Here is a 26,775-nt window from a genome sequence, read left to right as displayed (position 1 = left end):
TCAGACCCCCAGTTCCTGACGTTGGCGACGCAGGTGGTCCGGCATTTCCTTGTACACGTCCTCGAACATCGAAGCGGCACTGGGAATGTGTCCGTTGGCGAGGGTGCCGTACTGCTCGGCTTCCTTCTGCGCGGCGACCACGGCAGCCTCGAATTCGGCCGTGGTGGCCTGGTGTTCTTCTTCGGACCAATGGCCGATCTTGATCAGGTGCTGCTTCAGGCGAGCGATCGGGTCGCCCAGCGGGAAGTGGCTCCAGTCGTCCGCTGGGCGGTACTTGGACGGATCATCGGACGTGGAATGCGGGCCAGCACGGTAGGTGACCCACTCGATCAGGCTGGGGCCAAGGCCGCGGCGTGCGCGTTCGGCTGCCCAGCGCGAGGCCGCGTAGACGGCCACGAAATCGTTGCCGTCCACGCGCAACGAGGCGATGCCACAGCCCACGCCGCGGCCGGCGAAGGTGGTGGACTCGCCGCCGGCGATGGCCTGGAACGTGGAAATCGCCCACTGGTTGTTGACCACGTTGAGGATGACCGGGGCGCGGTAGACGTGGGCGAAGGTGAGGGCGGTATGGAAGTCCGACTCAGCGGTGGCACCATCGCCGATCCAGGCCGAGGCGATCTTGGTATCGCCCTTGATGGCCGAGGCCATGGCCCAGCCCACCGCTTGCACGAACTGGGTCGCCAGGTTGCCGCTGATGGTGAAAAAGCCCGCCTCGCGTACCGAATACATGATCGGCAACTGGCGACCCTTGAGCGGGTCGCGCTCGTTGGAGAGCAGTTGGCAGATCATGTCCACCAGCGAAACGTCACGGGCGATCAGGATGCTTTGCTGGCGGTAGGTCGGGAAGCACATGTCGGTGCGGTTCAGCGCCAGGGCCTGGGCGCTGCCGATGGCTTCCTCGCCCAGGCTCTGCATGTAGAACGACATCTTCTTCTGGCGCTGGGCGACGACCATGCGGCTGTCGAAGATGCGGGTCTTGAGCATGGCACGCATGCCTTGGCGCAGTATCTGCGGGTCTATGTCCTCGGCCCAGGGGCCCTGGGCATTGCCCTGTTCATCCAGTACGCGCACCAGGCTGCCGGACAAGTCGGCGGTGTCGGCGGCTTCTACGTCGATGGGTGGTTTACGGACCTGGCCTGCGTCGTTCAAGCGCAGGTAGGAAAAATCGGTCTGGCAGCCTGGCCGGCCGGTAGGCTCGGGCACATGCAGGCGCAGGGGGGCGTACTCGTTCATGCTGTTTACGCTCGCTCGGGTATTTGTTTTTGTGAGCTTTGAAGCGGTCGCCGCTGACTGCCGGCTTGTGACCAGCAGGTCAGCGTTAGCTACATGTTAGTTGCCCTGGCGCAGAATATTTCTCTCTAGTTGATTGCCTTTGCTAAGCAGGCCAGATAAACATTCCCCATAAACACAATAAACCGGTGATTTTGTCTCATGCGCAAACTCGATCGTACTGACATCGGCATTCTCAACAGCCTTCAGGAAAACGCCCGCATCACCAACGCCGAGCTGGCACGTTCGGTCAACCTGTCGCCTACGCCCTGTTTCAACCGAGTGCGGGCCATGGAAGAGCTGGGCGTCATTCGCCAGCAGGTCACGCTGTTGTCGCCCGAGGTGCTGGGGCTGGATGTGAACGTATTCATCCATGTGAGCCTGGAAAAACAGATCGAGCAGGCACTGCACCGTTTCGAGGAAGAGATCGCCGAGCGGCCCGAGGTCATGGAGTGCTACCTGATGACCGGTGACCCGGACTACCTGCTGCGCGTGCTACTGCCCAGTATCCAGGCGCTGGAGCGGTTTCTGGATTACCTGACCCGCCTGCCGGGCGTTGCCAACATTCGCTCCAGCTTCGCGCTCAAGCAGGTGCGCTACAAAACGGCGTTGCCATTGCCGGCAAACGGGATGACCTTGCGCGAATGACTGCTGTCCAAGCTCGTCGACGCCCTTTGGCCTGGCCTGATCCATTTTTTACCTGGCCATGGGCAAGGGACCATTCGATTTTGCAGCACGGGGCCTGCAACGCTTGGCGTTAGCCTTTATTCTGCACCTACAACTGCCAGCTCAACCCGGGAGCCGAAGGGATTTATGCGCACTATCTGGAAGCCGTTTCAGTCGTTGTATTTCGCTGCACTGATGATGCTGATCGGCTCGGGCCTGCTCAGTACCTACCTGGCGCTGCGCCTGGCTGCCGACAACGTCGATAGCCTGTGGGTCGGTGCCTTGATGGCGGCCAACTACTTCGGCCTGGCCGTGGGCGGCAAGGTCGGCCACCGGCTCATCGGCCGAGTAGGGCACATACGTGCCTATGCCACCTGCGCCGGTATTGTCGGCGCCGCCGTGCTCGGGCACGGCCTGACCAACTGGCTGCCGGCCTGGGTCGGGCTGCGGATGATCGTAGGCCTGGGCATGATGTGCCAGTACATGGTCATCGAAAGCTGGCTCAACGAGCAGGCGGACGTGAAGTACCGGGGCGCCGTATTCAGCGGGTACATGATCGCGTCCTACCTGGGCCTGGTGTTGGGTCAGCTGATACTGGTGGTGCACCCTGAGCTGGGGCTTGAGCTGCTGATGCTGGTCGCGATGTGCTTCGCCCTGTGCCTGGTGCCGGTGGCCATGACCCGCCGCATCCACCCCGCGCCACTGCGTCCGGCACCCATGGAGCCCAAGTTCTTCATCAAGCGCGTGCCGCAGTCGCTCAGTACGGTGCTGGGTTCCGGGCTGATCGTCGGCTCGTTCTATGGCCTTGCTCCGCTGTATGCCGCCAGTCAGGGTCTTAGCACCGAGCAGATCGGTCTGTTCATGGGCTGCTGCATCTTTGCAGGGCTGGTGGTTCAGTGGCCGCTGGGCTGGTTGTCGGACCGTTACGACCGAGCGGTGTTGATTCGCAGTGTCGCAGTGGGGCTGGCCGTGGCCGCCGCGCCGTTGGCGATCCTGCCCGACGTGCCGCTGGAGTTGCTGTTCGCCATGGGCTTTGTGGTATCGCTGTTGCAGTTCAGCCTGTACCCGCTGGCCGTGGCTTTTTCCAACGACCACGTGGAGAGCGAGCGCCGCGTTTCGCTGACTGCCATGCTGTTGGTGACTTACGGCGTGGGGGCGTGCATCGGGCCGCTGGCTGCTGGCGTGCTGATGAAAGTGCTGGGCGTGCAGATGTTGTACGCCTTCTTCGTGTTCTTTGCCCTGGTACTGGTCTGGCGTATTCGTCCAAAAGCTGTCACCGGCTTGCACCAGGTCCAGGATGCCCCCCTGGGCCACGTCGCCATGCCCGCCGCCGGCTCGCCCCTGTCGGCAGCGCTGGACCCGCGTGTGGATGAGCAGACCGTGCAGGATGTGATGCAGACGCCGGTGGCGGCCGAGGACACGGAGGAGGCCGAGAAAGACGGCGAACCGCCGCTGGAGGAGGTGCAGGGGAATAAGCCGGCTTGAGTGTGGCCGTCACGCGCGTTGGAGCACGTGGAGCGTTACGTGTGCCAGGCGGTGCACTCCCGCCCCGGTAATTTCTGTGTTTCCGCCTATCGGCTGGGGCCGCTGCGCGGCCCATCGCGGCACGAGGCCGCTCCTACCCGGAAATCGGCTAGCCTTCAGGGGCGGCGCTAGGCCGTTTAGTTCTGCAAAGGCCAGGCCCCCGCTATCTCAGCCAATACAGGACCAAGGTAGATACCGTCTGGATCCTCACCTCGTAAGTGCGATTTGAGGATCAAGACGAGGGTATGTGTGATTTTGGAAGTTTGGGCAGCAACTTGAGCACCAAGTCAGAGACATGGGCTGTGTTGGTCTTGCTTCTAAGCGCACGGTAGCCCAGGCGCCGCAGATCGCGACTTCAGGAGGCCGAGCGCAGGGCTTGCGCAGGGAGGTGACAGGCATGGATGCCTGTCAAGCGCTGGGCCCCAGGATGGGGCCTGCAGCGCGGCCCTCTCGGGAGCAAGCCCGGAGCGAGGGAACCCCGAAGCGCAGTGCAGGGGCCGGATGACAGGAGCAGGCGGTTTTTGCTCACTTTTTGACAAGACAAAAAGTGAGCCGCCGTAAGGGCGGAAAGGTGACTGTGCGCCACCCTCGCCAATGAATACCTGAACGGTTTCAACCGCCCACACCAACGAAAACTACGTGATAGCACCAAAACTGCTGAAAGACCGCACTAGCCCTCCCGCGAGCGGTAAATCAATAATCGTCCTTATCAAACCGCCGCGCTTCACGCTGCAGCTGATACACAAAACTCTCCACCTTGCGCTGGGCAGGCCCACTGAGGTTATGAAAGCGAACCCCAGCAAACGTGGTATTGATCCGCTCTTCATAATGCAGATGGCGCAACTCGACCATGGTATCTACCAACCCAAGCGGTGCGCCGGCCTTGAAGCGTTCATACACCTGACCCAACTGCAGGCGATCCTCGACATTCCCATCAAAGCGCAGCTTGCACCCGGTAGCCGAAATATCCAGCAATTTGCCACGCAAGGCACCGTTGCCCTTGAGGTGCGTGCCATCGAGCATGATGTCTACCAGCTGCGACAGCTTCAGCGCGGCACGAAATGCGTTGCGGCGCTGGTGATAGGTCATCTCCAACGGCAGCCCGCCACGGTAGCAGCGATGACCGTCCACTTCGCTGATGCGCAGGCCGTGGGTGCATTCCCAGGCAATGCGCACACCGTCGTGGAAGCCTTCCACCCGGAAATGCTCGCCGTTTTCGATGAATTTCTCACCGTCACGGGGGATCAGCTCGTCAAGCGCCAGCACATTGTTTTCCCGATCCACGTCCACCACGTAACTCTGGAAGCGATGGCCTCGGTCATGGAAGGTGATGATCAGGGGGTCGTGGCTGTCCTGGAGCTGCCGTAAATTGGCCGCAATTTCCAAGGGTGTGCTCAGCACCTTGGGCGGTTGCGGGGCATCGGATTCATTGAACACGGCTTGACGTTCTCCAGGCAAAAGCGACACAGGCAATTAACAGCATTTTGCCAGTATGTGCGGTGCCTTGATAGGGAAATCACACTTGGCTGAGGGCGCGCGGCTTGGTCAGGGGCGAGGTGCTGCCACGGCTGTTGTAGAGCGACGGCGAGTCGCCGCCCATGAGGATGCGGACCTGATTATTGGTGACCTGTTGCTGGACCTGAATGATACGGCCATTGGTCGAGTTGACCTGCTGACAGGCGTCCATCAGCTGCGCCAGCGTATCGAGTCGCTCCAGCATCACGTCACCGTGGGGCGATTGCGCCGCCACCGCCTGTACGCCGGCGCGGTCTGCGCTCAGGCCCAGGTCGCTCAGCAACTGGCCACGGCGCTGGCCGTGTTGTTCGAGCAGAATGATCAGCGACTGTTTGCGCGCCAGGATCTGCTCAAGCAACTGCATGTCGCGACCGTGCAGCGCGACAGCCTCGTTCTGAAGCAGCTCCAGTAGCTCCTGCATCGGAGCGATGTCTTGTTCGATCAATTGCAGCAGGGTGGTATCGTGCATGGCTAACTCCCGGTTTTCAAGCGTCCATTGAAGTCAGCGCACCCGACGGTCAACGCTGTGCTTCGAAATCGAGCAGCTTGCTGGCGACACGGCCGGCATCGACCTTGTAGCTGCCATCGGCAATGGCCTGTTTGAGCTGGGCTACCTTGGCGCTGTTGACGACGGGTTCATCGCGCAGCTTGTCGCTGATCTTTTGCAACTGCTGGGCCTCTGGGCTTAGGTGCACGGCTTCTCCGCTTGCACCCGTGCCCTTTACTGTTTCCTGGCTGGCAGCCGGCTTTTCAGTGCTGCCAGGGGCATTGCTGCCGCGTACACCGCCGGTGACGGCCGGGGAATTATTCAAACGACTGAAGTCGATGACCATGATCAGAAAACCTCTGGGTTTATGGACGCTTGCCTTGTTTTCGGCCAACTCACGATAAACTTTAGGCACAAATGCGTGACTGTCTTGAGCGACAGCCTGTTACCCGTTTTCTGACACAGTCTAAAAAAAGCGGTTCCCCGGCGCCAGCGGCTTCCGCCCGCTGGCCTACATGCTCACCTCGACCTGGCCCGGGCCCGTCACCATGGCCTTGACCACGCGTTTGGAATTGAGATTGCGCACCCGAATCTGCTCGCTGATGCCGCCTTTGCTCAGCGCCTCGCCAGGCATGCGCACGCTCAACGTGCCACTGCGGGCAACGATCACCACATGATCGCCCTTGCGCACCACCTCCGCCTGCTCCAGGTGTTGAGGCGTCAGCACCTGATCCATCACCGTCGGGCGCAGCATCTTCATCCCGACCGCCTGGCCCACATCGGTCAGAAACCCTTGGCCCAGCGTGCCGACGTCCCGCTCGCGCAGGGCCACATCGCCTTCGCTCACCACGTTGTCCCGTCGCAGCGGGCGGGTGACCACGACCACCTCGCGGAACAAGCGAACGGTGGCGGGCACGAAAACGGTCCAGGGCGCCGCGCCGTCGCAACGTACACGCACCGTCACCCGCCCCAGCGGCACGCTCGGGCTTTCCAGCGAAGCGTCGAGCGCCTGGCTGCACAAGGGCATGCGCAACCTTGGGTCCAACGGGTTCACCTGGATCTCGTAGCGGCCGGCCGTTTGGGTCGTGGCGAGATAATCTTCGACGGTGAACTCAAGAAACCCTTGGGTGACACCGATAAGCTGTTCAGGCATGGTGAACGCGTCCGCCCAGGTGCGAACCGGTACCAGCAGGCACAATGCGGCCAGCAAGCCAGCCAGCAGGCGCGTCAATCGTCGGGAAACTGTCGTTTTCATGTACATGGCGCTCAAAAAAGCAAAGCCCGTGCCGACTTCTTGAGTAAGTGGCAACGAATGGCTGACAGGTAAGGAGTTCGGCATGGCGGGGGTTATGGATTCGGTCAACCAGCGCACACAGCTGGTAGGGCAGAATCGCCTGGAACTGCTGCTGTTCCGCCTCAACGGCGAACAGCTTTATGGCATCAACGTTTTCAAGGTCAGGGAAGTGCTGCAATGCCCTGCGCTGACCATACTGCCCAAGGCGCACCCGGTGGTGCGCGGCGTCGCCAACATCCGCGGGGCGACGATTCCGATCCTTGACCTGTCGATGGCCACCGGCCTGCGCCCGTTGCAGGAAGACACGCGCAGCAGTTTCGTGATCATTACCGAGTACAACACCAAGACCCAGGGCTTTCTGGTGCATTCGGTCGAGCGCATCGTCAACATGAACTGGGAAGAAATCCACCCGCCACCCAAGGGGACCGGCCGCGATCATTACCTGACGGCAGTCACGCGGGTGGACAACCGCATGGTCGAGATCATCGACGTGGAGAAGGTGCTGGCCGAGGTCGCGCCGTCTTCGGAGGCGGTGTCGGCGGGGGTGGTGGACGCCGAGGTGCAGGACAAGGCCGTGATGCTGCGGGTGTTGACCGTCGACGATTCGTCGGTGGCACGCAAGCAGGTCAGCCGTTGCCTGCAGACGGTTGGCGTCGAGGTGGTGGCCCTCAATGACGGTCGCCAGGCCTTGAACTACCTGCGCCAATTGGTGGACGAAGGCAAGAAGCCCGAAGAAGAGTTTCTGATGATGATTTCCGACATTGAGATGCCGGAAATGGACGGCTATACCCTGACAGCGGAAATTCGCAGCGACCCGCGCATGCAAAAGCTGCACATCTGCCTGCATACTTCCCTGTCCGGGGTGTTCAACCAGGCGATGGTCAAGAAAGTGGGCGCCGATGATTTCCTGGCCAAGTTCCGGCCGGATGATCTGGCCCAGCGCGTGGTTGACCGAATCAAGGCAGCACATTGAAAGGCGCCGGGGTTCGCCCCGGCCACAGTGATTGAAAAGAGGCGGCAGCAGTGTCTACGGGTAATTTGGATTTCGAACAGTTCCGGGTCTTTCTGGAAAAAGCCTGTGGCATCTTGCTGGGCGAAAATAAGCAGTACCTGGTGTCCAGCCGCCTCAACAAATTGATGGAGCAGCAGGGCATCAAGAGCCTGGGCGAGCTGGTGCAACGCATCCAGGCCCAGCCGCGGGGCGGCCTGCGCGAGCAGGTGGTCGATGCCATGACCACCAACGAAACCCTGTGGTTTCGCGATACCTACCCGTTCGAGGTGCTCAAGAACAAGGTCATCCCCGAGTTTATCCGCAACAACCCCGGCCAGCGCCTGCGCATGTGGTCGGCGGCGTGCTCTTCGGGCCAGGAGCCGTACTCCATCTCCATGGCCATCGACGAGTTCGAACGCAGCAACCTGGGCCAGCTGAAAATGGGCGCGCAGATCGTCGCGACCGACCTGTCGGGCACCATGCTCAACAACTGCAAGACTGGCGAGTACGACAGCCTGGCGATTGCCCGCGGCTTGTCGGCCGAGCGCCTGCAGCGCTACTTCGACCCCAAGGGGCCGGGGCGCTGGGCGATCAAGCCGGCGATTCGCAACCGGGTGGAGTTTCGCTCGTTCAACTTGCTCGACAGCTATGCAAGCCTGGGCAAGTTCGACATCGTGTTCTGTCGCAACGTCTTGATCTACTTCTCGGCCCAGGTCAAGAAAGACATCCTGCTGCGCATTCACAGCACCCTCAAGCCAGGCGGGTACCTGTTCCTGGGCGCATCCGAAGCCCTCAACGGCCTGCCGGACCATTACCAGATGGTGCAGTGCAGCCCGGGCATCATCTATCAGGCCAAATAGGCCCATGCCGTATGTGCCGCTGACCGGGCGATGCCTTGTCAGCGGCTTTCAATGAGTCGGCCCTGTCGCTGACGTCAATTTTTTGTTTTGCCGCTCATGTGCTCTTGTTTTTGCCGCTTGTGGCCATTGGGCCGCGTGCGGTTTGCCGCTTTTCTGGCATAGCGCCCCTTTGAACAGGGCTGCAAGGCCTTGAATACGGGCTTTGCCGATGTTGGCACAAGCCTTGCTAAAACCTTCGGCAACGACATTCTGGTCAACCGCTGAAGGTTTCCCCGACATGAGCATCAGCTTCGACAAGGCGCTTGGTATCCATGAAAAGGCCCTGGGCTTTCGTGCGCAACGCGCCGAAGTGCTGGCCAACAACATTGCCAACGCCGACACCCCCAACTACAAGGCCCGTGACCTGGACTTCGCCTCGGTGCTGGCCGCTGAAAGCGACAAGCAGCACAACGGCGGCCGCTTCGGCCTGGAGCGCACCAACAGCCGGCACATCGAGGCCGACGGCGTGGCGCTGAGCGACGAAGCCCTCAAGTACCGCACGCCGATGCAGCCTTCGATCGACCAGAACACCGTGGACGCGCAAATCGAGCAGTCGAATTACACCGAAAACGCGATTGGCTTCCAGGCCAGCTTCACGTTGCTCAACAGTAAATTCAAAGGGCTGGTATCAGCCCTGCGGGGAGAATGACCATGTCCCTTTCCAGCGTCTTCAACATTGCCGGTTCCGGCATGAGCGCGCAGAACACGCGCCTGAACACCGTCGCCTCCAACATTGCCAACGCCGAGACGGTCTCGTCGAGCATCGACCAGACCTACCGCGCTCGCCATCCCGTGTTCGCCACCACGTTCCAGAACACCCAGGCCGGCACCAGCCAGTCGCTGTTCGAGGACCAGGGCGAGGCAGGGCAGGGCGTGCAAGTAACCGGCATCGTCGAGGACCAGAGCAACCTCGAGGCCCGCTACGAGCCTAGCCACCCGGCGGCGAACAAGGACGGCTACGTGTATTACCCCAACGTTAACGTGGTCGAGGAGATGGCTGACATGATCTCGGCCAGCCGCGCGTTCCAGACCAATGCCGAGTTGATGAACACGGCCAAGAGCATGATGCAGAAGGTGCTGACCCTGGGTCAGTGATAGGACGCCGACATGACCACCACCAATGCCACAGGCGAAGTCGGTAGTAGCTACCTGAACTCGCTGCAGCGAAAAGAAAGCAAGAACGACGAAAAGACCGGCGCCGCCGGCAGTGCCCTGGGCAAAGATGCCTTCCTGCAGCTGCTGGTCACCCAGATGAAAAACCAGAACCCCCTGGACCCGCAGCAGAACGGCGAGTTCGTGGCGCAGTTGGCCCAGTTCAGCAGCTTGGAAGGTATCCAGACCCTGAACAGCTCGGTCGGCTACATCGCCAGTGCGTTCCAGTCGTCCCAGGCCTTGCAGGCGTCGTCGCTGGTCGGACGCAACGTGATCGTGCAGACCGACAAGGCCGTGGTCGACACCAGCAAGGACATGAAGGGCTCGGTGAACCTCACCGGCTCGAGCACCGCCACCTCGGTGGGCGTGTACGACAAGGACGGCAAGCTGGTGCGCACCCTCGACCTGGGCAGCCAGGCTGGCGGCAAGGTGGACTTCACCTGGGATGGCAAGGATGACGCCGGTGAGACCCTGCCGGCCGGCACCTACAGCTTCAAGGCCACCGCCTCGATCAATGGCACGGCCACGGCCATGACCACCAACCTGCCGGCCACCGTCACCAGCGTGACCATGGGCACCAACGGCGGCGAAATGTCGCTGAACCTGGCAGGGCTGGGCAGCGTTCCACTTTCCACCATTCAAAGCATCGGCATCTAGGGCCTAGCGCACATTTTCAGGAGTTAGCGTATGTCTTACAACATTGGCTTAAGCGGCCTCAATGCAGCCAACAAGGCCCTGAACGTGACCGGCAACAACATTGCCAACGTCGCCACCACTGGCTTCAAGTCCTCGCGCGCCGAGTTCGCCGACCAGTACTCAAGCTCCATTCGCGGCACCAGCGCCGGCCGTACCTCCATTGGTACCGGCGTAAGAACCGCCGCCATTTCCCAGCAGTTCAGCTCGGGCAACATCAACGGCACCGGCCAGGCGCTGGACATGGCCATTGACGGCAACGGCTTCTTCGCGCTCAACGACAACGGCTCGAAGATCTATACCCGGGCCGGGGCGTTCTACAGTGACAAGCAGGGCTTCGTCGTCAACGCCGGCGGCGCCAACCTGCAAGGTTATGGCGTCGACGAAAATGGCCAGGTGGTGCAGGGCGTATTGACCAACCTTCAGATCGACACGGCCAACCTCACCCCCAAGGCCACGTCCAAGATCGAGCAGACGGTCAACCTCAAGTCCAGCGATGGCGCGCCTACGGTCACCCCGTTCGACCCAGCCGACGTCAAGAGCTACAACTTCACGTTCTCAAGCGACGTGTACGATAGCCAGGGCAATGCGCACCAGTTGAACCAGTACTTCATCAAGGATGACACGTCCAATTCCTGGAAGATGTACAGCACCATCGACGGTCGCAACCCACAGGACCCGACCTCCACGCAGCCGCTGATCAATGACCTGCCATTCAAGTCCGACGGCACGCTCAACGCCGATGCCCTCACGCCTGGGCCGGTGACCGGTGGCCTGTCGATCAATGCGAACAAGACTTTCAACCTGGACAACTGGATCCCCGCGCAGAAGAACGCTGCCGGCCAGTGGTCAGCCAACGGCGCCAATGCCAACCCCGGCGGCGTCAGCCTCGACATGCTGGGCATGACCCAGTACAACGCCGCCTCGGCCGTGACCGCCAAGGATCAGGACGGGTTCGCTACGGGTGAGCTGTCTAGCCTGTCGGTAGACAAGGGCGGCTTCCTGTTCGCCAACTTCACCAATGGCAAGAACAAAGTCATCGGCCAGGTCGCCATCGCTAGCTTCGCCAACATGCAGGGCCTGACGCCGATCGGCGGCACCAACTGGCAGGAGTCCTTCTCATCGGGTGTCCCGGTGATCGGCGCGCCGGACACCGGCACCCTGGGCCAGATTGCAGGTTCTTCGCTGGAAGATTCCAACGTCGACCTGACCGGCGAGCTGGTGAACCTGATCAAGGCGCAGAGCAACTACCAGGCCAACGCCAAGACGATTTCCACCGAAAGCACCATCATGCAAACCATCATCCAGATGAGCTGATGGCGTGCCGAGGCGTGACACTCAGGGTTTACGAGCAGTGTCGATGAAGCATGTCTGGTTGTTGTCCTTTCTGCTGGTGATAGGGGGCGGTAGTGCCAACTGGGCAGAGGCCGCCCCAAGCCCTTTCTTCCTTTGGCAAAGCCTGGTCACCGGGCGATACATCTGCGTCCAAGGCAACCCGGGTTCAGGCTGGACCCGGTTTGCCGGCCCCTACAAAAACGGCGCCTGCCGCGATCACTGATCCAGGCGCTTTTGATCCGATGCCAACAAACTGACACCGATGGTAAAGCCGTCGCGCTGAAGTGCCCGATTCACCGGGGTGCAAAGCTGGTTCGATTATTGCTAGACCCTGCCTGATGACAGCGCGGTACTGGCGCGCGGAGGAGATGCTGTGGACAAATTGCTTTACGTGGCCATGACCGGGGCTAGCCAGAACGCGCTGGCCCAGAAGGCCCACGCCAACAATCTGGCGAACGTTTCCACCAACGGTTTCCAGCGCGACCTGGAGCAGGCCCGCTCGATGCCGGTCTTTGGCGACAGCTTCCCGGCGCGCGCCTTTGCCCTGACCGAGCGTCCAGCCACCGACTTCAGCGAAGGGCCGATGATCGAAACCGGTCGCGACCTGGACGTGGCTGTGAGCGGCCATGGCTTTATCGCCGTGCAGGCCCCCGACGGCAGCGAAGCCTATGTGCGCACTGGCAGCCTGAATATCGACGCCCTTGGCGTGTTGCGCGCCGGCAACGGCATGCCGGTGATCGGCAACGGCGGCCCGATTGCCATTCCACCTGAGCAGAAGGTGGAAGTAGGTGCCGACGGCACCATCAGCATCCGCTCCATGGGCGAAGACCCGCGGGTGATGGCCGAAGTCGACCGCATCAAGCTGGTCAACCCGGACACCAAGGGGTTGAACAAAGGTGCAGACGGCCTGATTCACACCGCCAGCGGCCAGCCGGCCGATGCCGACGTCAATGTTCGCGTGGTCTCGGGCTTTCTTGAAGGCAGCAACGTCAACGCGGTGGAAGAGATGACCTCGGTGCTGGCGTTGTCCCGCCAGTTCGAGCTGCACGTGAAAATGATGAGCGCGGCCAAGGAAGGCGATGAAGCCATGGCGCGGGTTTTGCAAATCGGCTAATGACATTTGAACGGGTGCCGTAAAACAGGCGCGCGAGGAGAACTTACATGCTTCCAGCTCTATGGGTCGCCAAAACCGGCCTGTCCGCCCAGGACACCAACCTGACGGTGATTTCCAACAACCTGGCCAACGTGTCGACCACCGGCTTCAAACGTGATCGCGCCGAGTTCCAGGACCTGTTGTACCAGATCCGTCGCCAGCCAGGTGCCCAGTCCACCCAGGACAGCCAGCTGCCCTCCGGCTTGCAGGTAGGTACTGGCGTGCGCATTGTCGGCACCCAGAAAAGCTTCGTGGCTGGCAGCCTGCAGACCACCGAGAACCCGCTGGACATGGCGGTCAATGGTCGTGGTTTCTTTCAGATCCTGCAGCCAGATGGCACGGTTTCGTACACCCGTGACGGCACCTTCCACCTCAACTCCGATGGCCAGATCGTCACCGCCAACGGCTATGCCCTGGAGCCTGCCATCGTCGTGCCCAACGACGCGCAGACCTTCACCGTCGGCCAGGACGGTACCGTATCGATCACCACCGCCGGCAACCCGGCCGCCCAGGTGATCGGCAACATCCAGACCGCCGACTTCATCAACCCGGCGGGCCTGCAGGCCATCGGTGGCAACCTGTTCCTGGAAACGGCCGCCAGCGGCGCCCCCCAAGTCGGCACCCCGGGCCTGAACGGCTTCGGTACCACCTTGCAGCAAACCCTGGAGAACTCCAACGTCAGCACCGTGGAAGAGCTGGTGAACATGATCACCACCCAGCGCGCCTACGAGATGAACTCCAAGGTCATTTCTGCCGCCAACTCGATGCTGCAGACCGTTACCCAGCAGCTGTGATCCCAGCAACTTCCGTAGCACCCGTGAGGTATGCATCATGAATCGTCTGTTGTCCGTTTTCGCCCTGGGCGGTGCGGTGTTGCTTGCAGGCTGCGTCGCCCCCGCGGCCAAGCCCAACGACCCGTACTATGCGCCGGTGCTCCCGCGCACCCCTTTGCCGGCAGCGGCCAACAACGGTTCGATCTACCAGGCCGGTTTCGAGCAGAACCTGTATAGCGACCGCAAGGCATTCCGCGTGGGTGACATCATCACCATCACCCTGAACGAGCGCACCTCGGCCAGCAAGAACGCAGGTTCCCAGATCCAGAAGAACAGCAAGGCCAGCCTTGGTCTGTCGTCGCTGTTCGGGGCCAGGCCGAACACCAACAACCCGTTCGGCGGCGGCGACCTGTCGCTCGATGCCGGCTACAGCGGTGATCGCACCACCAAGGGCGACAGCAAGGCCACCCAGGGCAACACCTTGACCGGCTCGGTGACCGTCACCGTGGCCGAAGTGCTGCCCAATGGCATCATCGCCGTGCGCGGCGAGAAGTGGCTGACCCTGAACACCGGTGAAGAGCTGGTGCGCATCGCCGGGCTCATCCGCGCCGACGACATCGCCACCGACAACACCGTGCCGTCCACGCGGGTGGCCGATGCGCGCATCACCTATTCCGGCACTGGCTCGTTTGCCGATGCCAGCCAGCCCGGGTGGCTGGACCGCTTCTTCATGAGCCCGCTTTGGCCCTTCTGAGTACCCTGACCATGCTCAATCTGAGGCAACTGCTCACCGCCACCTTGCTGCTGACCTGCGCCTGCGCCGCTCAAGCCGAGCGCCTGAAGGACATCGCCAGCATTTCGGGCGTACGTTCCAACCAGTTGATCGGCTACGGCCTGGTGGTCGGCCTGAACGGTACCGGCGACCAGACCACGCAAACGCCTTTCACCCTGCAGACGTTCAACAACATGCTGTCGCAGTTCGGCATCAAGGTGCCGCCTGGATCGGGCAACGTGCAGTTGAAGAACGTTGCCGCAGTATCGGTGCATGCCGACTTGCCGGCCTTCGCCAAGCCAGGGCAGGTGGTGGACATCACCGTGTCGTCGATCGGTAACTCCAAGAGCCTGCGTGGGGGCAGCTTGTTGATGACCCCGCTCAAGGGGATCGACGGCAACGTCTACGCCATCGCCCAGGGCAACCTGGTGGTGGGCGGCTTCGATGCCGAAGGGCGCGACGGCTCGCGGATCACCGTCAACGTGCCGTCTGCCGGCCGTATCCCGGGCGGCGCCAGCGTCGAGCGGGCAGTGCCAAGCGGTTTCAACCAGGGCAACACCCTGACCCTGAACCTCAACCGCCCCGACTTCACCACCGCCAAGCACATCGTCGACAAAGTCAACGACCTGCTCGGCCCTGGCGTGGCCCAGGCCGTGGATGGCGGTTCGGTGCGCGTGAGCGCGCCGATGGACCCCAGCCAGCGGGTGGACTACCTGTCGATCCTGGAAAACCTGGAAATCGATCCGGGCCAGGCAGTGGCCAAGGTGATCATCAACTCGCGTACCGGCACTATCGTCATCGGCCAGAACGTCAAGGTATCGCCGGCGGCGGTAACCCACGGCAGCCTAACGGTGACCATCACCGAAGACCCCATCGTCAGCCAGCCGGGCCCGCTCTCCAATGGCCAGACCGCCGTGGTCCCGCGCTCGCGGGTCAGCGCCGAGCAGGAAGCCAAGCCGATGTTCAAGTTCGGCCCGGGTACCACGCTGGATGAAATCGTCCGGGCGGTGAACCAGGTGGGCGCCGCGCCCGGTGACCTGATGGCCATTCTCGAAGCCCTGAAACAGGCCGGCGCCTTGCAGGCCGACCTGATCGTGATCTGAGGACGGCATCGATGAACAGCAAGAGCCTGGTTTCCGGCAGTGTCGACAGCGGTGCCTTCACCGACCTCAACCGCCTCAATGCCCTCAAGCACGGTGATCGCGACAGCGAAGCCAACGTGCGCAAGGTGGCCCAGGAGTTCGAGTCGATGTTCATCAGCGAGATGCTCAAGGCTTCGCGCAAGGCCAGCGATGTCCTGGCCGACGACAACCCGATGAACACCGAGACGGTCAAGCAGTACCGGGACATGTACGACCAGCAGTTGTCGGTGAGCATGTCCCGCGAGGGTGGCGGTATCGGCCTGCAGGATGTGCTGGTACGCCAGCTGACCAAAAGCCGCAGCGCCGCCGCCAATACCAGCCCGTTCCCGCGTGGCCAGGCAGGCCCGGTGTTGTGGGGTAGCAAGGTCGCAGACCCGGTCCACGCCACCCAAGCGGCCAGCACCCGCAACGACGTCGCCGCGCTCAATGCGCGGCGCCTGGCGTTGCCCAGCCGCCTTACCGACCGCCTGCTGGCCGGCATCGTGCCTACTGCGGCCACGGCGCCTGTCGGCGCAGCCCCCGTGCGCGACGGCCAGCAGCCGGCCAAGGCCTTTGCCGTGCCCGAGAACGGGCTGCGCATTACCGGCCGTGCCATTGCCCAGCCGCCGCTGGCACCGAAAAAGGCCTTCACCGACAGCGATTCGTTCATCGCCACCATGCTGCCAATGGCCGAGCAGGCCGCCAAGCGCATCGGTATCGACCCGCGCTACCTGGTCGCCCAGGCTGCGCTGGAAACCGGTTGGGGCAAGTCGGTCATGCGCAACAGCGACGGCAGCAGCAGCCACAACCTGTTCGGCATCAAGGCCACCGGCAACTGGCAGGGCGAGCAGGCCAGGGCCATCACCAGTGAATTCCGCGACGGCCAGTTCGTCAAGGAAACCGCCCAGTTCCGCAGCTACGACTCCTACCAGGACAGCTTCCACGACCTGGTGAGCCTGTTGCAGAACAATTCGCGCTATCAAGAAGCGGTCAAGTCGGCCGATAACCCAGAGCAGTTTGCACGCGAGTTGCAAAAGGCCGGTTACGCGACCGACCCGGGCTATGCGAAGAAAATCATCAGCATCGCCCAGCAAATGCAGAAGACACCGCAATACGCCATGGCTGGCAGCACCACGAACCTTTGAAAGGACTAAATCATGTCGAGCCTGATTTCGATCGGCCTGAGTGGCTTGAGTGCCAGCCAGGCGCACCTGTCGGTCACCAGTAACAACATCGCCAACGCCGCCACCGGCGGCTATTCGCGCCAGCAGGCCATGCAAGTGGCCGGTGCCTCGCAGTACATGGGCGCAGGTTTTCTGGGCAGTGGGACCACGCTGGCAGACGTGCGCCGTATCTACAGTGCCTACCTCGACAATCAGTTGCAGACGGCGACGTCCCTGCAAGCCGATTCCACGGCATTCCGGGACCAGGTGACCGGTGTCGACAAGCTGCTGGCTGACCGGGATACCGGCATCAGCTCGGTACTGACTGCGTTTTTCTCGGCCATGCAAACCGCAGCGGCCAAGCCCGGCGATGTGGCCTCGCGGCAACTGTTGCTGACCCAGGCGCAGACCTTGAGCAACCGTTTCAATGCTGTCAGCACCCAATTGACCCAGCAGAACGACGTCATCAACTCCCAGCTCGATACCTTGGCGGGGCAGGTCAACAAGCTCACCAGCAGCATCGCCGAATACAACAAGCAGATCGTGGCCGCCAGCGGCACCGGCAGCACGCCCAACAACCTGCTCGATGCCCGCAGCGAAGCCGTGCGCCAGCTGAACGAACTGGTGGGCGTGACCGTTCAGGAGCGTGAAGGCAACTACGATGTGATCCTGGGCAGCGGCCAGTCGCTGGTGACCGGGAGCAGGTCCAACCCGTTGTCGGTTCAGCCGGGGGTGGCCGACAAAAGCCAGGCGACCTTGCGCATCAATTACGAGTCGTTCAGCTCGGACGTGACCTCGGTAGCCACCGGCGGCACCATCGGTGGCCTGTTGCGCTACCGCCAGGACGTGCTGACGCCTTCGATGAACGAGTTGGGCCGCGTGGCGCTGGTCGTCGCCGACAGCATCAACAGCCAGCTGGGCCAGGGCCTGGACGCCAACGGGCAGTTCGGCAGCTCGCTGTTCTCCAGCATCAACAGCGCCAGTGCCATCGCCCAGCGCAGCCTGGCCTCGTCGAACAACAGCGCAGGCTCGGGCAACCTCGATGTCACCATTGCCAACAGCGGCGCCCTGAGCACCTACGACTACGAAGTGAAGTTCACCAGCGGCAATCAGTACAGTGTGCGCCGCTCCGACGGCACCGACATGGGCTCGTTCGACCTCAATGCCGACCCTGCGCCGGTCATCGATGGTTTTAGCCTGTCCCTCAAGGGTGGTGCGCTGGCCGCCGGCGACAGCTTCAAGGTGATTCCTACCCGCTCGGCCGCCACCGGTATTACCACAGTACTCACCGATGCCAACAAGCTGGCGTTCGCCGGCCCTGTGAGCGCTGCCGTTGGCAGCGGCAACAGCGGCACCGGCACTATCACCCAACCTAGCCTTGGACAAGCGCTGGATATCTATGGCGGTGCCGACACGGCCCTGACGCAGCAGGCGATCAAGGACGCCATGCCGGTGCGCGTGGTGTTCGACGCAGCCAGCGGTGGGTCCCAGGGCTACAAGCTGTTTGATGCCAAGGGCGCGCAGATCGGCACTGGGACCGTGGTGCCAGGCCAGGACAATAAGCTCTCGCTGTCGATACCGATGCGTGATGCATCGGGCAACCCGATTCTCGACCCCAGCGGCAATCCGCGCACTTTTGCGCTGGAAACCACCATCGGCGGCAGCCCAGCGACCAACGACAGCTTTACCTTGTCGTTCAATGTCGATGGCAAGGCGGATAACCGCAATGCCAATGCCCTGTTGAGCCTGCAGACCAAATCGACCGTGGGGACCAATTCCGGTGGCGGCACCAGTTTCACTTCCGCCTATGCCGCCTTGGTAGAGCGGGTGGGTGCCAAGGCCAGTCAAGCGTCTATCGATACCACTGCAACGGCCGCGGTGCTCAAGTCGGCAAGTGAAAGTCGCAGCGCCGTCTCTGGGGTGAACCTGGACGACGAAGCCGCCAACCTCGTCAAGTTCCAGCATTACTACACCGCGTCGTCGCAGATCATCAAGGCGGCGCAAGAAACGTTCTCGACCTTGATCAACGCGCTATAAGGAGGCTGATCGTGCGAATTTCAACTGCCCAGTTTTACGAAACCAGCTCCAACACCTACTCCAAGAACTATTCGGATTTGGCCAAGATCACGGCCCAGGTGACCTCCAAGTCGCGCATTCAGACCGCAGGCGACGACCCGGTGGGCGCTGCGCGCTTGCTGTTGTTGCAACAGCAAAGCGCGTTGCTCGATCAGTACAGTGGCAACATGACCACCGTCAAGAACGCCCTGCTGCAGCAAGAGAGCGTGCTGTCTACCATCAACGATGCGCTGCAGCGGGCAAGCGAGCTGTCGATTCAGGCGGGTAACGGTGGTCTGAGCGACGCTGACCGCACCTCCATCGCCAGCGAAATCAAGGAAATCGAGGCCAACGTGTTCGGCCTGCTCAATTCCCGTGACGCCAACGGGGACTACATGTTTGGAGGGTCCAAGAATTCGACCCCGCCCTATGTTCGCAATGCCGACGGCTCCTACAGCTATCAGGGCGATCAGACCCAGATGAGCCTGCAGGTATCCGATACCTTGCATTTGGCCATCAACGACAGTGGCTTCAGCGTTTTCGACCAGGCCACCAACAACAGCCGCACGCAGTCGACCTTGCAGGCGCCGACGCCCAACGATGGCAAGGTGCTGCTTTCGGGTGGGTTGCTGACATCGGCCAACACCTACAGCGACAAGTTCGCAGCGGGCCAGCCTTATACGGTTACCTTCACCAGCGCCACTGAATACAGCATCAAGGACGCCGCCGGTAACGACATCACCCACGAAACCGCTGGCAAGGGCAAGTTCGATGTCAATACCGAAGGCGGCAAGATGATCTCGCTGCGGGGTGTGGATTTCGAGGTCAACCTGAACCTTGCCGAGGGTGACGATCCTGATGCCGTGGTGGCAGGGCATGTCTTCACCCTCGAAGCCAAGCCAGATACCCTGACCGCTACTCGCAGTGCAGGTAACCCCTCGACCTCTCAGGTCGTGGGCTCAAGCGTTACCGACCCCGATGCCTATCGCAGTACCTTCCCCAGCAACGGCGCAGTGCTCAGGTTCACCAGCGACACCGAGTACCAGCTTTTTGCGCAGCCCTACGATGCCCAGAGCAAACCGATTGCCTCGGGCACCATGGGGGCGGGTAATGCCGTGACGGTAGCGGGTGTGACCTATCAGTTCAACGGGGCGCCGGCCCAGGGCGATCAGTTCTCCATCAATGCCAACACCCACCGCACGCAGAACCCGCTGGACACCTTGGGGCAATTGCGAAGCGTGTTGGAGAAACCCCTTGATACGCCTGAAGCGCAGGCTGCTCTGAAGGCCGCAACGGACTCGGCGATTTCCAACCTGGCCAGTGCGCGTGATCGCATCGACATTACCCGAGGCTCGATCGGTGCCCGGGCCAATTCGCTTGAGATACAGGCTCAGGAAAACGAAAGCCTAGGTCTTGCCAACAAGAGCACGCAAAGCGCAATTGGCGACACCGACATGGCGACCGCCACGATCCAGCTGACCCTGCAACAGGCGATGCTCGAAGCCTCTCAGCTGGCATTTGCGCGAATATCGCAGTTGAGCTTGTTCGATAAGCTCTAAGTGAACCAGGGGGCGCGGAGCCAGGCTTCGCGCTCTGCTTCGTTGCAACCGACCATGGCTGTGATTGAGTGGCCTTGCTGGGTTGGCGCGCTCAAATGATGGCGCTGGCAGCGACGGGCGCCTCACAAGCGAGCTTGTTTGAAACCTGCGGCTTTGTCCCTCAATGACGGGATATCCCCATGCACGGCGCGTGATGAATTCAACGTGCCACGCCCTCGATACCTGCCTTTCGTTGCATTTCAATGTGACCAATGAGTCAAAACGGTCATCTTCCCTGTATTCTATGCAGCAGCTGTTGCAGCATTTTGTTACCGGTGCGCAGGCAGGCTCTGCTCTATCCCCTCCCCAGGCGGTGACGCTCCGGTTTTTGGCGCCCTCAATCGATCGAGTGGTGGTCTTTGGCTGTTTTCATTGGGAAGCCAGAATGATTGGCATCAAGAGTATCGCGAGTTACGTGCCCACCGCTGGCCTGGACAACTACGTCCAGGGTGCGAAGTTCGGCAAGGACGAAGAGTTCATGTTCGGCAAGATCGGTGCGTCCTTCTTGCCACGCAAGGCCCCGGAGCAGGAAACCTCCGACCTGTGCGTGGAGGCCGCCCGGGCACTGTTCGCCAACAACCCCGACCTCGATCCGCAGTCGATCGACGCGTTGATCGTGGTGACCCAAAATGGCGATGAAGAAGGCCTGCCGCACACGGCCGCCATCGTCCAGAGCAAGCTCGGGCTGTCTACCCGCGTGGCAGCGTTCGACATCTCCCTGGGCTGCTCGGGGTATGTGTATGGGCTGTATGCGATCAAGGGCTTCATGGAGGCGGCGGGTCTGAAGAACGGGCTGCTGATCACCGCCGACCCGTATTCGAAGATCGTCGACCCGGAAGACCGCAATACCACCATGCTGTTCGGCGACGCGGCCACGGCCACCTGGATGGCCGATGGCGCGGTCTGGAAGCTGGGCGAAGCACGCTTTGGCACTGACGGTTCGGGTGCCGAGCACCTGAAGGTGTCCGATGGTACGTTCTTCATGAATGGCCGGCAGGTGTTCAATTTTGCTCTGGTCAAGGTGCCGGCGCATTTGCACGAGCTGCTTGATGCCAGCGGCCTGCAGTCTTCGGACATCGATGCGTTCTGCATCCACCAGGGCAGTGCGGCGATCGTCGATGCGGTGGCTCGGCGGTTCGAGGAGCATCATCCGGAGAAATTCGTGAAAGACATGCTCGAGACGGGCAATACCGTGTCGTCCAGCGTGCCGTTGCTGCTGCAAAAGCACATGCTCGACGGTAGCTGGAAGCGGGTGGCTGTGAGCGGGTTCGGGGTGGGGTTGTCCTGGGCTTCGGCGATTCTTTATCGGGATTGATGGATTTAGACCAAATTCCAGGATCGCCCTGCGGACCAACGCGGCCGGTGCCAACATAAGCGGCGAAGCTGGAATCTTTGGGGCTGCTGCGCAGCCCATCGCGGCGCAAGGCCGCTCCCACACGACTTGTGTGACGCCTGAGTTGAGACTATCGCAGACCCTGGTGGGAGCGGCCTTGCGCCGCGATGGGCCGCGCAGCGGCCCCAACAATTCCTGACGCGAAGCTGCACGCCTGAAACCTCCGCCCCATTCCCGTTCGGCCTCTCGTTCGCCACGTCATTCATCAACGCCCTCCAAGACAGCCCCATCTCCCCATCACCCACCTGATCCGCTTTTTGACGCCAAAATTTCGCGCTTAACCCCTTGATTTTCCAGGGCTGGCCGCATGCCAGCATTTTTTTTTGCAAAAACCCCTCAAGCAACCGGGCTATCCGACGATAACCATTACGAAGGTTCTCTAGGCCACACCCGGCTGTCGCCAGGGCCGGAAGCCGCAGTATCCATACCACGAGGAATTCGTCATGGCTTTGACCGTCAACACCAACATCACCTCCTTGGGCGTTCAGAAGAACCTGAACCGCGCTTCCGAAGCGCTGGGTACTTCGATGTCCCGCCTGTCCTCTGGCCTGAAAATCAACAGCGCCAAAGACGACGCCGCTGGCCTGCAAATTTCCAATCGCCTAACCAGCCAAATCAAAGGCCTGAGCGTTGCCGTAAAAAACGCCAACGACGGCATCTCCATTGCCCAGACCGCTGAAGGCGCAATGCAGGAATCGACCAGCATTCTTCAGCGTATGCGCGAACTGGCCCTGCAGTCGGCTAACGGCTCGAACAGCGATGACGACCGTACTTCCTTGCAGCAGGAATTCACTGCTCTGTCCGGCGAACTGAATCGTATTGCTAGCACCACCACCTTCGGTGGTCGCAACCTGCTGGATGGCTCCTTCGGTAGTACTGCTTTCCAAGTGGGTGCAAGCGCTAACGAAACTATTTCGTTCAGCATGAAAGACGTAAGTGCGACCGGTTTGAAGGGTAGCTACAGCGAAGCGAATGTTGCCGGTAGTGTTACCAATCTCTCTGCTTCTGTAGTAGGTAAAGTTTTCACTCCGCCTCCTGCTAATTTTACAACTACCGTTGATCTTTCCTCGTTCTCTGCTTTGGGGGACAATGAAGTAGCGACGTTGACTGTCGGCTCAAAAACTATTGATATCAAAGGGGCAGTTCCCGGCAGCCCTGGAGCGCCCGCGGAGAATAACGACAAAGCAACGCTTTCTAACGCATTTGAAGCGGCGCTTGCCGCGGAAAAAATCACCTTCACTAAAGACGGTGATAAATACAGCCTCTCCAGCCCAACAACCTTCACCGCAACTACTGGTGGTACAGATGCTGGAAAGCTCGGTTTCACTGTTCCAGCAGTAGCAGCAGCATCTGATACCAAAATTAGTATCAATGATAAAGAGATCAGCATCCCCGCAGGCAAAACTGCTGCTGAAATAGCAGGTATCATCAATACTGATACCAAGGACACTGGTGTGAAAGCGGCGGTTGATTCCGCAACCGGCCGACTGCTGCTGAGCTCTGAAGGTGGTAAGGCGATCAAGCTGGAGAACGGTACTGCTGGTGCTTTGTCCTCTTTAGGTCTGTCTTCTGGCTCGACTCAAGCTAAACTGGTCGCAGATACTTCCATCACTCTTAACAACGTTGAAGTGAAGTTCAAAAAGGGCGATGACATGGATGCTGTGGTAGCTGCTATCAACAGCGCTAGCACCGGCGTCACTGCCAGCAAAAACGAAGACAATACTCTGAGCCTTTTCTCTGACGGCAACATCTCTATCGCAGATGGTAGCGCTGGCACTGGTTTGAAGGCTTTGGGTCTTGAGGCCAAAGTAGGTACTACCACTGCTACTACTGTGGAAACCACTGTTTCTGACCTGAATATCCTGAATGCAGCCGATTCTCAGGTTGCTATCCAGGCTCTGGACGCGGCCATCGCCCAGGTTGACAGCCAGCGCGCTCAGCTCGGTGCCGTTCAAAACCGCTTCGACAGCACCGTTGCCAATCTGAACAGCATCTCGGAAAACTCCACCGCTGCCCGCAGCCGTGTACAGGACGCCGACTTCGCTTCGGAAACCGCCGAGCTGACCAAGCAGCAAACCCTGCAGCAGGCATCCACCGCGATCCTGTCCCAGGCCAACCAGCTGCCGTCTTCGGTACTGAAACTGCTGGGCTAATTGCCAAAGCAGGCTAAGTTTGACGAAGGGTACGTTCGCGTACCCTTTCGTCTTTTCGTCACTTGAGGGTGTAAGTCGTGGATATAAGCATGAAGCTGGGCCTGTCCCATCCCGCTGCCATCACGCCGGACGCGCCACCCAGCGCACGGCCACCCAGCGAGCCGGTCAAGGCCGAGCCCGCCGACAAGGTTTCCAAGCCCGTAGCCCGGCCTGACCTGGAAAGCGCCGTCAGTGCCATCCAGGATTTCGTCAAGGCTTCGGAGCGACAACTGGATTTTTCGATCGACGACTCCACCGGCCAGGTGGTGGTCAAGGTCATCGCCCGCCAAAGCGGTGAAGTCATCCGCCAGCTGCCTTCTGAAGCTGCGCTTAAGCTTGCGGAAAACCTAAAAGATGCCAACAGCCTGTTGTTCAGCACCCAGGTTTGAGTTGGCACGGCATTTGTTTACCAGCGCACGGATGCTTTTTCGTCGGAATACCGGCGGTTACGATAAAGGAGATGTGATATGGCAAGCTCGACCATAAGTGGGCTTGGCTCTGGCCTGGACATCAGCGGCATTGTGAAGGCCCTGGCGAGTGCCGAGAAGGCGCCCAAGCAGACCCAGATCAACAATCAGACCACCACCGCCACCACCTCGCTTTCGGCCATCGGCTCTGTCAAGAGCGCGCTCGAAACGTTCCGTGCCGCAGTCGCCAAGCTCAACACCGCTTCGAGTTTCTCTGGCCTGGCTTCTTCGTCCTCGGACGAAGCCATCGCCAAGATCAAGCTGGGCGACGGCGCTTCCTCGGGCAACTACGCGCTCGAAGTCACCCAGCTGGCGACCGCGTCGAAAATTTCCACCCAGATTTATGAAAAGACCTCGACAATCGTCAACGACTCGGGTGAAACCCAGACCCTGACCATCAACCAGGGCAATGCGACCCACAGCGTGAACATTGCCGCGGGCGCCACACTTCAGCAGGCGCGTGACACGATCAACGACCAGCTGCAGTCCAAGGGCATCACGGCCAACATCGTCACCGATGCCAGTGGGTCGCGGCTCATCTTCTCGTCGACCAAGATGGGCGAGGGTACCGAGTTGACGCTGGGGGGCGACGCGAGCATGGCGCAGGGTGTGTCTACCATTGCCAAGCCGCAGAACGCCAAGTACACCCTCGATGGGCTGGCGCTGGAGTCTGCGTCCAACACCGTGACCGGCGCGATCAGTGGTGTGGATATCACTCTGGTCAAGGAAGGCAAGTCCAACCTGGCAGTCACCAGCAACAGCGACACGCTCAAGACGTCGGTCAAGTCTTTCGTCACGGCGTACAACGCGCTAATGACCACCATCAATACCCAAACCAAGGTCACCACCGGGGCCGATGGCGCCGCTACAGGTTCGGCCGCATTGACCGGCGATGCCACCATGCGCTCGCTGGTCAATTCCGTGCGCAATGAAATCAGCCACAGCGTGGGTGCGACGGGCCTGCGAACGTTGTCGCAGCTCGGCATCAACACGGTGCAGAAAACCGGCCTGCTGGAGTTCAACGACACCAAGTGGGACGCGGCGGTCAAAACCTATGGTGCCGACATCAACCACCTGTTCACCGGCAAGGATGGGCTGTTGACGCGCATGACCAACGTCACCGAGGAGTACACCAAGGCCGGTGGCATCCTCGCCTCGCGCCAGACCAGCCTTACCAATCAGCTCAAGGAGCTCGAGGAATCGCAGCAGGCGTTGGATCGGCGCATCGAGTCACTCACCGACACCTTGACCAAGAAGTACAACGCGATGGACACCATGGTTGCGCAGCTCAAGGCGACCAGCGACAGCGTCATGACCACGCTCAACGCGTTGAATAAAGCCAAGAGCGACAGCTGACAGCGCTAAAGAAACCCCGCGGGGCGCCGATAAACAGGTTATACGGCCCCCGTCCAGCCTTGTTCACTGAGGATCCACCATGCACCCGATGAGAGCCCTTCGCCAATACCAGAAGGTCAATTCCCACGCCCAGATCTCCGAAGCCACGCCCCATCGCCTGGTGCAGTTGCTCATGGAGGGCGCGCTGGATCGCATGGCTCAAGCCAAGGGCGCTATCTCTCGCGGTGACGTGGCACAAAAAGGTCTCATGTTGGGCAAGGCTGTCGATATCATCGGCGGCCTGCGCGAGGGTCTGGACAAAGACAAGGCCGTCGACCCCGATGAACTTGATCGCCTGGACAGTTTGTATGAGTACATGGCACTTCGGCTGACCCAGGCCAACATACACAGTGATCCCGAAGTGATCGATGAAGTCGCACGGCTCATGATCACCGTCAAGAGCGGCTGGGATGCTATCGCGACTGCCGAGTAACAACCCCTCTGCAAGGAGTCCCCTATGAGCGCATTGCATCAGATTGCCAATACCTGCCACGCCTTGAACGAAGCGCTGGAAGCTCGCGACTGGGTAACCATTGGTCAATTGGACTTGGGTTGCCGGGCGCTCGTCGACGAGGCGCTGCTAGCCGACCAGGAAGATGCGACCGCGCTCAAGGCCAACCTAGAGGCCCTCATGGCCGTTTATCGTCAGCTAATCGACGTTGCAAGTGATGAGCGTCAATCTCTGGTCGCGGAAATGTCGAATATCAACCAAGCCAAACAGGCGACAAAGGTATACCATCTGTTCAGCTGAGTTTGCGTGAGGCCGTATGCAGCCCGCAGTTCTGCGGCGCCATAAATTTGACTGCTCGGTAGTTTTTGACTTTACTAGTGCCTGTTCTCGTATTCCAGACGTCGAAACACTGACCAT

Annotated in this window: 27 protein-coding genes; 21 read left to right on the top strand and 6 right to left on the bottom strand. The window is 60.8% G+C overall.

The window, feature by feature from the left end; translation table 11 throughout:
* Positions 1 to 1,233 (bottom strand): 3-methyl-2-oxobutanoate dehydrogenase (2-methylpropanoyl-transferring) subunit alpha, encoded by a 1,233-nt coding sequence (locus ACF8GB_RS01630; RefSeq protein ID WP_058605562.1) that lies wholly within the window; start codon positions 1,231 to 1,233, stop codon positions 1 to 3.
* Positions 1,234 to 1,431: 198 nt separating this feature from the next.
* On the opposite strand from ACF8GB_RS01630, the gene bkdR reads away from it, so the two are divergent.
* Both bkdR and ACF8GB_RS01620 read left to right on the top strand, forming a co-directional pair.
* Complete coding sequence (bkdR, locus tag ACF8GB_RS01625) at positions 1,432 to 1,917, top strand: Bkd operon transcriptional regulator BkdR (RefSeq protein ID WP_023533792.1); 486 nt, start codon at positions 1,432 to 1,434, stop codon at positions 1,915 to 1,917.
* 165 nt (positions 1,918 to 2,082) lie between these two features.
* Positions 2,083 to 3,420: an MFS transporter gene (locus ACF8GB_RS01620; protein ID WP_392515588.1), complete on the top strand. Its 1,338-nt coding sequence runs from the start codon at positions 2,083 to 2,085 to the stop codon at positions 3,418 to 3,420.
* A 732-nt stretch (positions 3,421 to 4,152) separates the two neighbouring features.
* Here ACF8GB_RS01620 and ACF8GB_RS01615 read toward each other — a convergent pair.
* The 4 genes from ACF8GB_RS01615 to flgA all read right to left on the bottom strand — a co-directional run bounded on the left by ACF8GB_RS01615 (position 4,153) and on the right by flgA (position 6,722).
* Positions 4,153 to 4,896, bottom strand: coding sequence for a flagellar brake protein (locus ACF8GB_RS01615; protein ID WP_058639148.1), 744 nt, complete (start codon positions 4,894 to 4,896; stop codon positions 4,153 to 4,155).
* Positions 4,897 to 4,975: 79 nt separating this feature from the next.
* Positions 4,976 to 5,443 carry a flagella synthesis protein FlgN gene (locus tag ACF8GB_RS01610; RefSeq protein ID WP_058606142.1) on the bottom strand — a complete coding sequence of 156 codons (468 nt, stop codon included), beginning with the start codon at positions 5,441 to 5,443 and terminating at the stop codon, positions 4,976 to 4,978.
* Positions 5,444 to 5,492: 49 nt separating this feature from the next.
* Entirely contained in the window at positions 5,493 to 5,807 is a 315-nt protein-coding gene (flgM, locus tag ACF8GB_RS01605) for a flagellar biosynthesis anti-sigma factor FlgM (protein WP_058639147.1), read from the bottom strand.
* A gap of 165 nt (positions 5,808 to 5,972) precedes the next feature.
* Complete coding sequence (gene flgA, locus ACF8GB_RS01600; RefSeq protein WP_078478895.1) at positions 5,973 to 6,722, bottom strand: flagellar basal body P-ring formation chaperone FlgA; 750 nt, start codon at positions 6,720 to 6,722, stop codon at positions 5,973 to 5,975.
* A 76-nt stretch (positions 6,723 to 6,798) separates the two neighbouring features.
* Between flgA and ACF8GB_RS01595 the strand changes: the two genes are divergently transcribed.
* The gene (locus ACF8GB_RS01595) at positions 6,799 to 7,728 is read left to right on the top strand and encodes a chemotaxis protein CheV (protein ID WP_058606139.1); all 930 of its coding nucleotides are present in this window, start codon (positions 6,799 to 6,801) and stop codon (positions 7,726 to 7,728) included.
* Between the two features lie 50 nt (positions 7,729 to 7,778).
* Complete coding sequence (gene cheR / locus ACF8GB_RS01590) at positions 7,779 to 8,606, top strand: protein-glutamate O-methyltransferase CheR (RefSeq protein ID WP_023533991.1); 828 nt, start codon at positions 7,779 to 7,781, stop codon at positions 8,604 to 8,606.
* 48 nt (positions 8,607 to 8,654) lie between these two features.
* Here the strand turns inward: cheR and ACF8GB_RS01585 are convergent, their stop codons facing one another.
* Positions 8,655 to 8,903: a hypothetical protein gene (locus tag ACF8GB_RS01585; protein WP_145255447.1), complete on the bottom strand. Its 249-nt coding sequence runs from the start codon at positions 8,901 to 8,903 to the stop codon at positions 8,655 to 8,657.
* On the opposite strand from ACF8GB_RS01585, the gene flgB reads away from it, so the two are divergent.
* From flgB to ACF8GB_RS01500, 17 genes are all read left to right on the top strand, one after another.
* Positions 8,884 to 9,294 (top strand): flagellar basal body rod protein FlgB, encoded by a 411-nt coding sequence (gene flgB, locus ACF8GB_RS01580; RefSeq protein ID WP_058606138.1) that lies wholly within the window; start codon positions 8,884 to 8,886, stop codon positions 9,292 to 9,294. The genes ACF8GB_RS01585 and flgB overlap by 20 nt on opposite strands.
* 2 nt (positions 9,295 to 9,296) lie before the next feature.
* Positions 9,297 to 9,740 (top strand): flagellar basal body rod protein FlgC, encoded by a 444-nt coding sequence (flgC, locus tag ACF8GB_RS01575; RefSeq protein ID WP_023533977.1) that lies wholly within the window; start codon positions 9,297 to 9,299, stop codon positions 9,738 to 9,740.
* A 12-nt stretch (positions 9,741 to 9,752) separates the two neighbouring features.
* Complete coding sequence (flgD, locus tag ACF8GB_RS01570; protein ID WP_058639144.1) at positions 9,753 to 10,454, top strand: flagellar hook assembly protein FlgD; 702 nt, start codon at positions 9,753 to 9,755, stop codon at positions 10,452 to 10,454.
* A 30-nt stretch (positions 10,455 to 10,484) separates the two neighbouring features.
* Positions 10,485 to 11,807, top strand: a complete 1,323-nt coding sequence (gene flgE / locus ACF8GB_RS01565; RefSeq protein ID WP_058639143.1) for a flagellar hook protein FlgE — start codon at positions 10,485 to 10,487, stop codon at positions 11,805 to 11,807.
* A gap of 391 nt (positions 11,808 to 12,198) precedes the next feature.
* A complete protein-coding gene (locus ACF8GB_RS01560; RefSeq protein WP_023533964.1) occupies positions 12,199 to 12,939 on the top strand; it encodes a flagellar basal body rod protein FlgF in 741 nt (246 codons plus the stop codon).
* Between the two features lie 47 nt (positions 12,940 to 12,986).
* Positions 12,987 to 13,772, top strand: coding sequence for a flagellar basal-body rod protein FlgG (gene flgG / locus ACF8GB_RS01555; protein ID WP_023533986.1), 786 nt, complete (start codon positions 12,987 to 12,989; stop codon positions 13,770 to 13,772).
* A gap of 37 nt (positions 13,773 to 13,809) precedes the next feature.
* Positions 13,810 to 14,505, top strand: coding sequence for a flagellar basal body L-ring protein FlgH (gene flgH, locus ACF8GB_RS01550; protein WP_058639141.1), 696 nt, complete (start codon positions 13,810 to 13,812; stop codon positions 14,503 to 14,505).
* Positions 14,506 to 14,516: 11 nt separating this feature from the next.
* Complete coding sequence (locus ACF8GB_RS01545; protein ID WP_058639150.1) at positions 14,517 to 15,626, top strand: flagellar basal body P-ring protein FlgI; 1,110 nt, start codon at positions 14,517 to 14,519, stop codon at positions 15,624 to 15,626.
* A gap of 11 nt (positions 15,627 to 15,637) precedes the next feature.
* Positions 15,638 to 16,789: a flagellar assembly peptidoglycan hydrolase FlgJ gene (flgJ, locus tag ACF8GB_RS01540; RefSeq protein ID WP_196186001.1), complete on the top strand. Its 1,152-nt coding sequence runs from the start codon at positions 15,638 to 15,640 to the stop codon at positions 16,787 to 16,789.
* A 12-nt stretch (positions 16,790 to 16,801) separates the two neighbouring features.
* Positions 16,802 to 18,844 (top strand): flagellar hook-associated protein FlgK, encoded by a 2,043-nt coding sequence (flgK, locus tag ACF8GB_RS01535; protein ID WP_392475224.1) that lies wholly within the window; start codon positions 16,802 to 16,804, stop codon positions 18,842 to 18,844.
* A gap of 11 nt (positions 18,845 to 18,855) precedes the next feature.
* On the top strand, positions 18,856 to 20,421 hold the full coding sequence (locus ACF8GB_RS01530) for a flagellar hook-associated protein 3 (protein WP_392515587.1): 1,566 nt from the start codon (positions 18,856 to 18,858) through the stop codon (positions 20,419 to 20,421).
* 424 nt (positions 20,422 to 20,845) lie between these two features.
* Positions 20,846 to 21,775 (top strand): ketoacyl-ACP synthase III, encoded by a 930-nt coding sequence (locus ACF8GB_RS01525; protein ID WP_058606129.1) that lies wholly within the window; start codon positions 20,846 to 20,848, stop codon positions 21,773 to 21,775.
* Between the two features lie 521 nt (positions 21,776 to 22,296).
* Positions 22,297 to 24,006: a flagellin gene (locus tag ACF8GB_RS01520; protein ID WP_392515095.1), complete on the top strand. Its 1,710-nt coding sequence runs from the start codon at positions 22,297 to 22,299 to the stop codon at positions 24,004 to 24,006.
* 77 nt (positions 24,007 to 24,083) lie between these two features.
* A complete protein-coding gene (locus ACF8GB_RS01515; protein ID WP_144964637.1) occupies positions 24,084 to 24,434 on the top strand; it encodes a flagellar protein FlaG in 351 nt (116 codons plus the stop codon).
* A 78-nt stretch (positions 24,435 to 24,512) separates the two neighbouring features.
* The gene (gene fliD, locus ACF8GB_RS01510; protein ID WP_392515092.1) at positions 24,513 to 25,868 is read left to right on the top strand and encodes a flagellar filament capping protein FliD; all 1,356 of its coding nucleotides are present in this window, start codon (positions 24,513 to 24,515) and stop codon (positions 25,866 to 25,868) included.
* 79 nt (positions 25,869 to 25,947) lie between these two features.
* Positions 25,948 to 26,340 carry a flagellar export chaperone FliS gene (fliS, locus tag ACF8GB_RS01505; RefSeq protein ID WP_392515090.1) on the top strand — a complete coding sequence of 131 codons (393 nt, stop codon included), beginning with the start codon at positions 25,948 to 25,950 and terminating at the stop codon, positions 26,338 to 26,340.
* Positions 26,341 to 26,364: 24 nt separating this feature from the next.
* On the top strand, positions 26,365 to 26,658 hold the full coding sequence (locus tag ACF8GB_RS01500) for a flagellar protein FliT (RefSeq protein WP_196126975.1): 294 nt from the start codon (positions 26,365 to 26,367) through the stop codon (positions 26,656 to 26,658).
* Positions 26,659 to 26,775: the final 117 nt, after the last annotated feature.

The sequence above is a fragment of the Pseudomonas sp. xss_4 genome, assembly GCF_043104125.1.
Classification (GTDB): domain Bacteria; phylum Pseudomonadota; class Gammaproteobacteria; order Pseudomonadales; family Pseudomonadaceae; genus Aquipseudomonas; species Aquipseudomonas parafulva_B.
The sequence above is the reverse complement of the archived record's forward strand: the minus strand, read 5'-3'. Positions and strand labels throughout refer to the sequence as shown.